This is a genomic window from Enorma phocaeensis, assembly GCF_900186505.1.
GTDB classification, from domain to species: Bacteria; Actinomycetota; Coriobacteriia; order Coriobacteriales; family Coriobacteriaceae; genus Enorma; species Enorma phocaeensis.
Genome location: NZ_LT891970.1, coordinates 443,235 through 456,166, shown reverse-complemented (window position 1 = coordinate 456,166; position 12,932 = coordinate 443,235). Strand labels below are relative to the sequence as shown.

General features: G+C 63.6%; 9 protein-coding genes. 7 read left to right on the top strand and 2 right to left on the bottom strand.

The genetic code is table 11. The features are described from left to right. Window positions 1-73 precede the first annotated feature (73 nt). From C1717_RS08240 to C1717_RS08225, 4 genes are all read left to right on the top strand, one after another. Window positions 74-1,474, top strand: coding sequence for a glycoside hydrolase family 1 protein (locus tag C1717_RS08240; RefSeq protein WP_102372713.1), 1,401 nt, complete (start codon window positions 74-76; stop codon window positions 1,472-1,474). Window positions 1,475-1,491: 17 nt separating this feature from the next. After that, on the top strand, window positions 1,492-1,782 hold the full coding sequence (locus C1717_RS08235) for a PTS sugar transporter subunit IIB (protein WP_102372712.1): 291 nt from the start codon (window positions 1,492-1,494) through the stop codon (window positions 1,780-1,782). A 2-nt stretch (window positions 1,783-1,784) separates the two neighbouring features. Continuing rightward, a complete protein-coding gene (locus C1717_RS08230; protein ID WP_245859580.1) occupies window positions 1,785-3,104 on the top strand; it encodes a PTS sugar transporter subunit IIC in 1,320 nt (439 codons plus the stop codon). A 152-nt stretch (window positions 3,105-3,256) separates the two neighbouring features. Then, window positions 3,257-4,702 carry a DHA2 family efflux MFS transporter permease subunit gene (locus tag C1717_RS08225; protein WP_102372711.1) on the top strand — a complete coding sequence of 482 codons (1,446 nt, stop codon included), beginning with the start codon at window positions 3,257-3,259 and terminating at the stop codon, window positions 4,700-4,702. A gap of 380 nt (window positions 4,703-5,082) precedes the next feature. Here the strand turns inward: C1717_RS08225 and C1717_RS08220 are convergent, their stop codons facing one another. Together C1717_RS08220 and deoD are read right to left on the bottom strand one after the other, a co-directional pair. Further along, complete coding sequence (locus C1717_RS08220; protein ID WP_102372710.1) at window positions 5,083-6,297, bottom strand: phosphopentomutase; 1,215 nt, start codon at window positions 6,295-6,297, stop codon at window positions 5,083-5,085. A 51-nt stretch (window positions 6,298-6,348) separates the two neighbouring features. Then, window positions 6,349-7,071 carry a purine-nucleoside phosphorylase gene (gene deoD, locus C1717_RS08215; protein WP_102372709.1) on the bottom strand — a complete coding sequence of 241 codons (723 nt, stop codon included), beginning with the start codon at window positions 7,069-7,071 and terminating at the stop codon, window positions 6,349-6,351. A 123-nt stretch (window positions 7,072-7,194) separates the two neighbouring features. Between deoD and C1717_RS08210 the strand changes: the two genes are divergently transcribed. From C1717_RS08210 to C1717_RS08200, 3 genes are all read left to right on the top strand, one after another. Next, window positions 7,195-8,706: a M20/M25/M40 family metallo-hydrolase gene (locus C1717_RS08210; protein ID WP_102372708.1), complete on the top strand. Its 1,512-nt coding sequence runs from the start codon at window positions 7,195-7,197 to the stop codon at window positions 8,704-8,706. 124 nt (window positions 8,707-8,830) lie between these two features. Then, window positions 8,831-10,168, top strand: a complete 1,338-nt coding sequence (locus C1717_RS08205; protein ID WP_102372707.1) for an MFS transporter — start codon at window positions 8,831-8,833, stop codon at window positions 10,166-10,168. Window positions 10,169-10,274: 106 nt separating this feature from the next. Continuing rightward, window positions 10,275-12,908, top strand: coding sequence for an ATP-dependent helicase (locus C1717_RS08200; RefSeq protein WP_102372706.1), 2,634 nt, complete (start codon window positions 10,275-10,277; stop codon window positions 12,906-12,908). Window positions 12,909-12,932 lie beyond the last annotated feature (24 nt).

Sequence of the window (12,932 nt, the reverse complement as noted above, 5' to 3'; positions counted from 1 at the left end):
GGCCGGACGCGTCGCGCAATGAAGGATTCGGGAAACGCCGGCATCCGCTGGCATGGCAGCAAGGAGGAGAGATATGGAGGACCGGGCACCGTTCTTCTGGGGGAGCGCCACCGCTTCCTACCAGTGCGAGGGTGCGTGGCAGGAAGGCGGCAAGGCCGAGTCGATGTGGGACCGCTACCTGCATGAGAACGACCTCGAGAACGGCGACGTCGCGAGCGACCACTACCATCGCTTCCGCGAGGACATCGAGACCATGGCGAAGGGCGGCCAGAACGCCTACCGCTTCTCGCTCTCGTGGCCCCGCATCATCAAGAACCGCGAAGGCGAGGTGAACGAGGAGGGCATCGCGTTCTACAACAGCCTCATCGACACCTGTATCGAGTTCGGCGTGGAGCCGTTCGTGACCATCTACCACTGGGACCTCCCGCAGTACTGGGAGGATCTGGGCGGCTGGCTCAACGAGGAGACCGCACGCGCCTACGAGCACTACGCGCGCGTCTGCTTCGAGCGCTTCGGTGACCGCGTGCGCTACTGGGCCACGTTCAACGAGCCCAAGTGGTTCGTGATGAGCGGGTACCTCATCGGCAACTACCCGCCGGCGCTCCAGGACCCCGAGAAGTGCGCGCACGCGGCCTTCAACGTCATGTACGCCTCGGCGCTGGGCGTCAAGGCCTTCCGCGAAGGCGGCTACCAGGGCTCTGTGGGCATCGTGCACAGCTTTGGCCCGGTCGACGGCGTGGACGACACCCTCGAGACCCGGATCGCCATGCGGTTTGCCGACAACTACGCCAACAACTGGGTGCTCGACACCGCCGCTACCGGCGAGCTGCCGATCGATCTGCTCACCGATCTTAACCGCAGGTTCGACCTGTCCTACATCACGCCCGAGAAGCTCGCCGTGCTGCGCGAGGGAACGGTCGACTTCCTCGGCCTCAACTACTACTCCCGCGTGCTCGTGAAACCCTATACCGACGGCGAGACGTCGCTGGTGGTCAACAACTCCGGCAAAGCCTTCAAGGGCAGCCAGCGCGTGGTCATCAAGGGCTGGTTCGAGCAGGTGCTCGACGACCCCAACATGCAGACCACCGAGTGGGGCACCGAGATCTACCCGGACGGGCTGCGCCGCGGCCTCATCGAGGTCACGCGCCGCTACCACCTGCCGATCTACATCACCGAGAACGGCATCGGCGTGGCCGAGGACGTCACGGCCGGCGAGGTGCAGGACGACTACCGCATCTCCTTCATGAAGGATCACATCGCGGCCATCCAGGCGGCCCAGGAGGCCGGTGCGGACGTGCGCGGCTATTTTGTGTGGAGCACCTTCGATCTATACTCTTGGAAGAACGGTTGCCGCAAGCGCTACGGCCTTGTCGCGGTCGACTTCGAGAACGGGTACACGCGTACCCCCAAGAAGAGCTATCGCTGGTACCGCGATTTCATCGCGGGGCAGCAGGCTGATGTGTCGGAACGCTAAAAGGGGAGGAAAGACACATGAGGAAAGTGATACTGGTCTGCAACGCCGGAATGTCCACGGGCATCATGGCGAAGAAGATCGAGGAGGCGAGCGGGAACACCCTGGAGGTCAAGGCCTACGGCGAGGCCGAGTTCGAGGACCATCTCGACGGCGTCGAGATGATTCTCGTGGGTCCCCAGATCCGCTATCTGGTGCCCAACATCCAGGAGAAGGTCTCCTGCCCGGTGGACTCCATCGCCCCGCAGCACTACGGGGTCATGAACGGCAAGGCCGTCTATCAGCAGATCATCGACCGTATCGGAGCTTAACAATGAGTAACGTCATGGACACCTTCACGGCGTATCTGGAGAAGCACGTTCTCCCCATCGCCAACAAGCTGAGCACTCAGCGCCACCTGCACGCCATCCGCGACGCGTTCATCTCGCTCGTGCCCATCACGCTGTTCGGCGGCATCGCGACGATCCTCTCGTCGTGCCCCACGGTCGACGAGAACTCCAACGCGTTTTTGCTCGCGTGGTCCGATTTCGTCGCCGCCAACTCGACGCTGCTCACCTGGGCCAACACGATGACCCTCGGTGCGCTGTCCATCTACATCTGCATCGGCGTCACCTACTTCCTGTGCAAGCACTACAAGATCGACGCGTTCATCCCGGTGGTGCTCTCCACCGCGGGCTTCCTGCTCATCTGCTTCGGGCCGGTGGAGCTCGGGTTCGACGCCAAGACGGCGAACATCCTCTACCTGGACGGCAAGGGCCTGCTCTGCGCGATCTTCATCGCGATCCTCACCGTCGAGTCCTACCATGCCATGCGTGAGCACAACGTCGGCCGCATCTCGCTGCCGCCGTCGGTCCCCGCGTCGCTCTCCGAGGCCTTCGCCTCGCTCGTGCCCGGCATCATCATCCTCGCCGTCGACACCGCGATCTTCCAGGTCTTCAACCTCATGGGCACCATCCTGCCCGCGTTCATCTACACCAACCTCGCGCCCGTCTTCGATGCGACCGACTCGCTCGGCTTCGCCATCATCGCGACCGCGCTCGTCCAGTTCTTCTGGTTCTTCGGTGTGCATGACGCCGCCCTCTCCGGCGTGCTCGGCCCCATCCGCGACGGCGGCCTGTCGCTCAACGCCGCCGCTGCCGCTGCCGGCCAGGAGCTCCCGAACATTTTCACCACGCCGTTCTGGGTCTACTTCGTCGTCATCGGCGGCTGCGGCTCGGTGCTGGCGCTCGCCATCTTACTGCTCCGCTCCAAGTCCAAGCAGCTCCGCACCATCGGCCGCGTGGGCATCGTGCCGGCGTTCTTCAACATCTCCGAGCCCATCATCTTCGGTGTGCCGCTGATGATGAACCCGATGTTCTTCATCCCGTTCTTGCTCACCTCCACGGTGAACGCCATCATCGCCTACCTGTGCATGCTCACGGGCATCGTCGCCAAGACGTTCGCCCTGCTGTCCTGGAACATGCCGAGCATCTTCGGCGCCTACCTGTCGACGTTCGACTGGAAGGCCGTCGTGCTCGTGGTGGCGCTCATCGCCATCGACGCCTTGATCTACTACCCGTTCTACAAGGCGTATGAGAAGCAGCTCGTGGAGCAGGAGGAGGCCGACGAGGCCACAGAGGCCGAGACCGCCTAGGCTCGTCTTGCCCATCCGTCCGTGTGGGCGCACCCCTGCGGACGGTTGACTTCGAGGGTGCCTGCCGCTTGCGGTGGGCACCCTTTCCGTTGCGGGTGCTCGAACTTGGCCCTAGCGGCCGCGCGGGTGTGCCGCGCTGGAAAGGAGACCAGATGGTAGAGAGAGATGCGCAGCGCCCAGCGCGTGCGGACGGTCAGACCGCGGTACCGTTCGAGCGGCGCCTCGACGCGCGCCTCGTCGCCTCGATCGTGGCGGCGGGCAGTCTTTCGTTTTGCGCCGTCGTCTTCGAGACCGCGATGAACGTGGCGCTCCCGGCGCTCATGAAGGAGTTCGCGGTCGACACCGCCACGATTCAGTGGATCACCTCGGGCTACTTGCTCATGCTCTCGGTGATGATTCCCACGTTCCCGTTCCTCAAGGCCCGTTTCCCTTTGCGGAGGCTTTTCATCGTAGCCGTCCTCGCCTTTCTTGCCGGTACGCTCATGGCAGCGGCGGCACCGTCCTTCCCGATACTTCTGCTTGGTCGCGTGGTTCAGGGCGTGGGGACGGGCATCGCCATCCCACTCATGTTCAGCATCGTCATCGACCAGGTTCCTTATGAGCAGATGGGCCTCATGATGGGCGTCGCGTCGCTCATCACCTCGTTCGCTCCAGCTGTGGGACCCTCCTACGGCGGCATCGTGATGGAGATCGCCGGCTGGCGCATGGTCTTCCTCTGCCTGGTGCCGATCGTTGTGCTGTCGTTCATCGTCGGATCGCTCTGCGTGCGCCAGGCGACGCCGCTTGGCCGTCCGCGCTTCGACGTGCTCGGGTTCGTGCTTGTGGCGATCGGATTCTTCTCGCTCATCTATGGCATCAACCTTGCTTCGCGTGAGGGGCTTGGCTTGAGCGTGCTGCTCATATTCGCGCTGTGCGTTGCCGCGCTCGCGGGTTTCGGAGTCCACGGGCGGCGATCTGATGACGCCCTCATCAATCTCGAGGTCTTCGCGTATCCCTCGTTCGTCCTGTCGGTCGTTGTGGTTGCCTCGGTGGCGTTCGCCATTTTGGGCTTCGCGTATCTCGTGCCCAACTATGCCCAGCTCGCGCTCGGTGCATCTGCCTCACTGTCGGGAACGCTGCTGCTGCCCGGCTGTGCTCTTGTGATGATTTCGCCTATCGGCGGGCGCATCCTCGATCGGGTGGGGGCGGCTGTCCCCGTGGCGATCGGCATGGTGCTGATGCTTGCCTCGACCGCGTTGTACACCGCATTCGCTGCTTCGCTCACCCCGATGCTCATGCTCGCGTTTTACGTCCTCTTCGGCCTGGGCCAGGGGTTGGGCTTCAGCACGACCATGACGCACGGGCTCATGTGCTTGCCGGAGCGGTTGCGCACAGACGGCAACTCGCTGTTCAACACCATGCAGCAGCTGGGTGGATCTGTGGGCGTGAGCGCTGTTACGGCCGTGGTGGGAGCGGCGCAGGCCGGCGCGAGCGACATGACAGCCGCGACCGCCGTAGGTGGATTCTGGGCGTTTGTCTTGCTCTTCGTAGTCATCGTTGTCGCTGCTGCGAGCAGTATCGCCGCTTTTCGTTTGAAAAAGATGCAGCGCGGAGCTTAGGCAGATTCTGCGCGAATGTTGTCGAGTAGGGCGAGTGAGAGGTGCAGGGAAGGAGGGGACGGCATAGTCTCTTCCTAAATATGCATCAATAACTATATTCATTAAAATATATACAAAATAATGCAATATAGTGCGATGTTGCTGGAAGTTCGCAACGAGTTACGGTGGTCGTTCTGGATTTTGCTAAGTAGACAATGATTTCAGGTGTCATAATCCTGCGGAAATGCCTGCGGCATCACTTGTGTATTTGCTGATTCCGCAAACGATCACCGTAACCTGTCTTGAATCATTTTTGCCATCGCTTTGGAGTGCATCATCAGCAGTGAAATCTGCTGTACGCCGGTCATTCTCGACCGCCGACTTGAAACGCGGCAAAGCGGCTACGAAAGGCGGGGTAGAAAGCTCGTTCCCTCCCCCATGTCGGGTACACCGAAGTTTTCGAGGATCGTCGCCCCGAGATCCGAGCAGGTGGTCCGCAGCCCAAGGTCGACGCCGCCTGGGTGCATCGAAGGCGACCACACGAGTAGCGGGACAAGCTCGCGAGTATGATCGGTTCCTTGGTAGGTCGGGTCGTTTCCATGATCTGCTGTGACCACGAGCAGGTCGTCGCTGTGCATCGCCTCGATCACATGACCTAGACGCTCGTCGAAGGCCTCCAGGGCCTCGCCATCGCCAGCGGCATTGCGCCGATGCCCGTACATGGCGTCGAAGTCCACCAGGTTGGTGAAGCACAGGCCCTGCCAGTCATCGGCCATGACCTCGTCGACGTGGTCCATGCCGTCCATGTTGCTCTCGTTGTGATACGAGCGGTCGAAGCCCTGCCCGCAGAAGAGGTCCCAGGTCTTTCCCACCGAAATGACATCGAGCCCTGCATCTTGCAGTGCGGTGAGCGCTGTGGGGCCGGTGGGCTCGAGCCCCAGGTCGCGCCGGTTCGCCGTGCGGGTGAAGTCCTCCTTGCAGGTGCCCACGTACGGGCGGGCGATGACGCGACCCATGGTGATCTCGGGCCCGTTCACGAGCGTGCGCGCGTAGGCACAGATGCGGTAGAGCTCGTCGAGCGGGATGACGTCCTCGTGCGCGGCGATCTGCAGGACGGAGTCGCCCGAGGTGTAAACGATGAGCTCGCCGGTCTTAAGCTGGCGTTCACCGTAGTCGTAGATGACCTGCGTACCGGAATAGGGCTTGTTGCAGAGGATTCCGCGTCCGGAGAACCCCTCGAGCTTCTCAAGTAGCTCTTGCGGGAATCCTTCGGGGAAGTAGTCGACGTGGAAGCGCGCAGGCAGGCACATCATCTCCCAGTGCCCGTCGAGCGAGTCGTTGCCGAAGCTCGTGACCTGCATGCGCCCGTGCGCGCCGGCCACGCGCTCGGGCACCGGAACGCCCGCCAGCCCGCCCGGGTGCGTGCGCGCGATGCCGAGCCGCGCCATGTTGGGGATGGCAAGCGGCCGGCCGAGCTCGCTTGCGAAGAACTCCGCCATATGGCCGAGCGTATCGGCGCCGGCGCTCTTATAGCGGTCGGCATCGGGCGCGAAGCCCACGCCGATGGAATCGATGACGATGACGAGGACGCGGCGGAACCGCGGCGATGCGGGCATGGTTTCTCCAATCGAGCAGGTTGTGCGCGAGCGCTGGGGGCACCGGGGCTTTTACGCCCCGTTCGCGGCGACGGCGAGCGCGATCTCCATCATGTGGTTGAAGCTCGTCTGGCGCTCCTCGGCGGAGAGACCCTCGCCGGTAAGCGGCTTGTCCGAGACGGTGAGCAGGCAGAGCGCCTTCTTGCCGGTGCGCGCGGCGTTCATGTAGAGCGCGGCCGCCTCCATCTCGACGGCGAGCACGCCCATCTTCTTCCAGGCGAGCGCGCAGGAGGGGTCCTCGTCGTAGAAGACGTCGCTCGAGAGCACGTTGCCCACGCGGATCGGCACGCCCTGGGCGCGGGCGGCCGCAACGGCGCACTCGAGCAGGTCGTAGCTCGCGATGGGGGCGAAGTCGCCGGGCAGGTTGAACTGGTGGACGTAGCGCGAGTCGGTGCAGGCGCCCTGGGCGGCGATGACGTCGCGCAGCTCGACCTCGTCGGCGTAGGCGCCAGCGGAGCCGATGCGGATGATCGCGTCGACGTCGTAGAAGTTGTAGAGCTCGTAGGAGTAGATGCCCACGCTCGGCATGCCCATGCCGTGGCCCATCACGGTTACCGGGCTGCCCTGGTAGGTGCCGGTGAAGGCGAGCATGTTGCGCACCTCGTTGACGCAGCGCGCGTCATCGAGGTACTTCTCGGCGATGTAGCGCGCACGGAGCGGGTCTCCGGGCATGAGGACGGTCTTTGCTATATCGCCGGCTTTTGCTGCGTTATGCGGGGTGGGTGTTTTCAGCATGGGTGGCTTCCCTTCTTGCGATCGGCGACGCGGGGGCTGCGTCGCTACTTATAGGTCTATGATACTGGTATTGCAAAGCTGATGGGCCCGTGCGCGGCGCGGGCACGATGAGGGGAGCGGCGTATGCGCGCTCGGACGGTTGGAAAAATCGCGGCGACGGTTGTCGGTATGGCGGCGGGCTCGCTTACATCGGCATGTGCGCTGCGCGCGGCTCGCATGAAGCCGTCGCGTCCCAAGGGCAGCCCTTTGGGATCTGATGGGTTCACGGCGGGCGACGGGGCGATCGAGCGTTTCCAGGAACTGCTCCGCATTCCCACGGTATCGCGTGATGACCCCGCACTCGTGGACCGCGAGCCCTTCGAACGCTGGGTCCCCACGTTGCGCCGCCTGTATCCGTTGACGTTCGATGCCTGCGAGCTCATCCTGGTAGACGAGTTCGGCATCCTGCTGCGCTGGCCGGGCGCCGATTCCGCGCTCGACCCGGTCCTGATGATGGCGCATCACGACGTGGTTCCCGTCGAAGGCCAGCAATGGGAGCACGATCCCTTTGGTGCCGAGGTCATCGATGGCGAGATCTGGGCGCGCGGATCGCTCGACACCAAATGCATCATCGGTGCTTTCTTCGAGGCAACCGAGCACCTGATCGGTCAGGGCTACGTGCCGCCGCGTGACGTGTGGTTCTTCTCCTCGAATGCCGAAGAGGTGAGCGGACCGGCTGCGCGCGATGCCGTTGCATGGCTGCGCGACCGCGGCATCCGTCCCTATATGGTGCTCGATGAGGGCGGGGCGGTCGCCGGCGATACGCCGTTGGGGGTGAAGGTGCCCGTCGCGATGGTGGGCGTGTCGGAGAAGGGGCACGTCGACCTATCGGTTACGGTTTCCGCCGACGGCGGCCATGCCTCCACGCCCAAGGACACGGACGCTCCGCGTCTGCTCGCCCGCGTATGCGAGCGCATCGCGGCAAATCCGGGCATGCCGTGCTTCACGGAGGCGCTCGATGCGACGCTGGCTGAGCTCGCGAGCCGCAGCAACGTGCTCTATCGCCTCGTGTTCTCGAACCTCTGGCTCACGCGACCGCTTGTTGCCAAGATCATGGCGGCAAACGGCGAGACCGCGGCTATGCTTCGCACCACGTATGCCCTCACGCAGCTCGAGGGATCGAACGCCCATAACGTGCTGCCGCCCGTGGCGCGTGCGAACTTCAACGTGCGCGTTGCGCCGTTCGAGAGCGTTGCCGATGCCGTTGCGCGCGCCCGGTCGCTAGCTGCCGAGGAATGCGCGGCGAGCGGGGTCAGCCCGGATCATGTGACAATCGAGGTCGACGAGGCCATCCCCTATACCGAGCCCGCGCCCGTGAGCCCGTTCGAGGACGACGCCGCCTTCGATTACCTGCATCGCTGCGTGGCGGGCGTGTATCCCGAGGCGGGCTTCGCGCCGTACGTGCAAAACTCTTGCACCGATTCGCGGGAGTTCAATGCCATCTGCGACCGCGTGTACCGGTTCTGCGGCTTCGAGTATTCCGGGGAGGCTCGTTCGCTCATCCATGCGGAGAACGAGCGCATCGGGGTGGACGTGTATCTACGGGGCATCGAGTTCTACGCTGCGTTCCTGCGTCATCTCGACGAGCTGGAGTAGAAGCGGCGTGGTGCTGCCGAGGTCGCGCCGCGGTTGCCTGTGGCGTATACGTGTTCGACGGGGTGATTGGACGGGCCGGTGAGCTCCATCGACTTGCCCAAACTATTCATAGGGAGGATCCGGTATGGCGACAGATAAGAAGGCCGTGAAGGCGGCGAGCAGGCTCGATTATGCGAGCGTGGCGTTTGCTGCGTTGCCCTTCATGGGCATGATCAGCTTCTGGCAGGTGTTCGACGGCATCGTGCCGCTCATGCTCACGGATACCTTCGGGCTCGACAACGCAACGACGGGCGTGGTCATGGCGCTCGATAACGTGTTCGGATTGTTCCTGCTTCCGCTCTTCGGAATCCTGAGCGATCGCTGTGCCAGCAAGTTCGGTCGGCGCACGCCGTTCATCATGGCGGGGTCGGTCGTCGCCGCAATCGCGGTGCCGCTCATTTCCGTGGCGAACAATCTGCGCAGCTTCCCGCTGCTCATCGCCATGATCTTGCTCACGCTCGTGGCCATCTGCTCCTACCGGACCATGACCGTGGCGATCGTGGCGGATATCACGCCGCGTCCGCTGCGTACCAAGGCGGACTCCATCGAGAAGATCGTGGGGTATGCGGGCACCGGAGTCATGCTCGTGGCCATCACGCTGCTCGTGCCGGACGTCGAGCATCCGGATTACCTGCCGCTCTTCGGCTTACAGGCGCTCTTCATCATCGGCTCCGCGATCCTGTACTTCTGGCGCGTGCGCGAGCCTCAGCTTGTTGAGCGTATGCACGAGAAGAGCCTCGAGATGGGCATCGAGGAAGCCGAGATCGATACCGATGACTCGCCCGAGGCGGGCGGCAGGCAACGCGTCACGGATCCTTCCGTGCGCATGTCCATCATCATGATCCTTGCCGCGACCTTCTTCTACTACATGAGCTACAACGCCATGACCACGAACATCTCGCGCTACGCCGACGCGTTCTTCGGCATGGCGGGAGGCAGCTACGCCATCATCAACATCGTGACCATCGCGGGCGGCTTGCTCTCGTACGTGCCCATCGCCAACCTCTCGCTCAAATACGGCCGCAAGGTCATGGCCGTCATTACGTCTGCCGTGGTGGTGGCGGGCTCTGCCATCATCTGGCTCGTTCCTGGGTTCAATCCGCTCTTCTACGTGGTGTTTCTGTTCATGGGCGCCGCGCTGGGCGGTGTGGACCTTTGCGTATACCCCATGCTGCTCGAGCTTTGCGACTCCAACAGCGTGGGACGCTACTCCGGCTACTACTACACCGTCTCCATGGCGGCGCAGGTAGTGACCCCCATCCTCTCCGGTATGGTGATGGACGCCGCGCCCGCGATGCTGTTTGGCTACATCACGCTCATGGGCGCCTTCATGCTCGCAACCGTACTTGCCGCCAAGCACGGTGACACCATCCTGATCGACGAGGTCGCTCGTCGTGAGGAGGCGTACGAGGAGCGTCGTTGATCGCGATGCACGTCCGCTCCATAGCTTTATCCGGGTTGGCGAGTATACTAGGTGGGCTCAACGCAACCAAGGCGCGGTGCGCGCCGCGCGATCGCCCGGAGGATGAATGCCCAGCTACGCCGTAGATATCGACTCGCTCAACCCCGCGCAGCGAGAAGCCGTGCTCACAACAGAGGGTCCGCTGCTCGTGCTCGCCGGCGCGGGCTCGGGCAAGACGCGCGTGCTCACCTACCGCATCGCGCACATGATTGCCGATCTGGGCGTGCGCCCCTGGCAGGTGCTCGCCATCACCTTCACTAACAAGGCCGCCGCCGAGATGCGCGAGCGTTTGCAGGCGCTCCTGCCGGAAGGCACGCGCGGCATGTGGGTGTGCACCTTCCACGCGATGTGCGTGCGCATGCTCCGCGAGGATGCGGATCTCCTGGGCTATACCGGCCAGTTCACCATCTACGATGACGATGACTCGCGCCGCATGGTGCGCGACATCATGCAGGCGCTGGGGATAGAGCAGAAGCAATACCCCATCAACATGATTCGCTCCAAGATCTCCACGGCGAAGAACGCCATGGTAGGCCCAGAGGAGTTCAGCCGCCTGGCGAACACGCCGCCCGACCAAAAAGCCGCTCAGGTCTATCTGGAGCTTGAGCGGCGCCTGCGTGCGGCCAACGCCATGGACTTCGACGACCTGCTCGTGCGCGCGCTCGAGCTCCTGCGCACGCGCCCCGACGTCCTCGACCGCTACCAGGAGCGCTTCCGCTACATCAGCGTGGACGAGTATCAGGACACCAACCATGTGCAGTACGAGATCGCGAACCTGCTCGCCGCTAAGTACCGCAATCTCATGGTGGTGGGTGATGACGACCAGTCCATCTACAGCTGGCGTGGAGCGGACATCTCGAACATCCTTGACTTCGAGCAGGATTTCCCCGACGCGTGCGTGGTTAAGCTCGAGCAGAACTATCGCTCGACGGGGCACATCCTCTCGGCGGCCAACGCCGTGGTGCGCCACAACTCGCGCCGCAAAGACAAGCGCTTGTTCACAGCGGCTGGCGACGGCGAGAAGATCCGCGCCTACCAGGCCTCCGACGAGCGCGACGAGGGCCGCTGGATCGCTGGTGAGATCGAGAAGCTGCATGCCGCGGGCACGAGCTATGACGATGTCGCGGTGTTTTACCGCACGAACGCCCAGTCGCGCATCCTCGAAGACATGTTCCTGCGCGCTGGCGTGCCCTACCGCATCGTGGGCGGGACGCGCTTCTTCGATCGCGCCGAGATTCGCGATGTCATGGCCTATCTCAAGATGATCGTGAACCCCGCAGACGAGATGAGCGTGAAGCGCGTCATCAATACGCCGCGACGCGGCATCGGCTCGACCTCTATCGCCAAGATCGAGGGGCTTGCACGGCAGAACCGTTGCTCGTTCTTCCAAGCATGCGAGTTCGCTTGCGCCGAGACGGGCATGTTCAGCGCCAAGGCGCGTACCGCACTCGCCGATTTCGTGGATATCGTTCGAGAGGGACGCCGCATGGACGGCGAGCTCCAGCATGTGATCGAAGCCATCGTGGAGAAGAGCGGTCTCATCCAGGCTCTACGGGCTGAGGGCACCGTCGAGGCGGAGGGCCGCATCGAGAACATCCAGGAATTCCTAGGCGTCGCCGCAGAGTTCGAGGAGACTCACGATGACATCGAGGGTACGCTCGAGAGCTTTGAGGAGCTGCGTGCCGCAGGCATCGCGGACGGCGTGGCGCAAGAGGCCGTGGCCCCTGTAGCGCCGCTGGATACGCGGGCCATGCCAGGCGTGCAAGCCGCCCCGGAAGAGGCGCTCGATGAGGCACTCACCGATGCCCAAGCGGCGCTCGCTCGGCTTATCGCGAGCAATACCCTGGCGGCGGCTCCCGTAGCGCCCGAGCATGCCTCTCAGGTCGCCTCCGAGATCGAGCGCACCTACGGTCCGCTCACCTGCGCGGCGCTGCCCGCGTTGCTCGAGTGGCTCGCGCTCCGCAGCGACCTCGATGCGCTGGCGGGGGAGAGCCATGCCATCACCATGATGACGGTGCACTCCGCCAAGGGCTTGGAGTTCCCCGCGGTCTTCGTGGCCGGCCTTGAAGAGGGCATCTTCCCGCACGTCGCGGGATTCTCGGACGATCCGGCTAAGCTGGAGGAGGAGCGGCGCCTTGCCTACGTCGCCATCACGCGTGCCCGCAAGCGGCTATTCCTCACCTACGCCGCCACGCGACGTACCTATGGTTCCACGCAGGCCAATCCGCGTTCGCGCTTTGTTAACGAGATTCCCGAGGAAGACATCGAGTTCACCGGTGTGGGGTCGTCGGGTTTCTCGGGGACCGGCTGGGAGAAGCGCGGCGATCGCCGAGGGACATACGGTTCCGGTGTGGGATCGGAAATGTACGGCGGCAACGTATTCGGCTCGTATACCCGATCGGCTGGCGGGGCGACCCGTCATCGCGGCGTCAGCCCCGATGCCGGTCTCAAGCCGGCGACGTTTGGCAGCGGTTCCGGCCAGCGCCGCGTATCGGCTGCGAGCAGCCATACGGTTGAGCAGCGCCGTCCCGACGCCGCTAAGGCCGCGGAGACGTTCGCGGCCGGCGATACCGTTCGCCATAAGACCTTTGGAACGGGAACCGTTATCTCGGTCGCGGGCGATATGATAGAGGTCCGGTTCGAGAAGACCGGACAGGTGAAGAAGCTCATGAAGGGCTTTGCACCGATTGTGAAGATGTAGTGCGGCTACCGGTTGGCGGCAGCT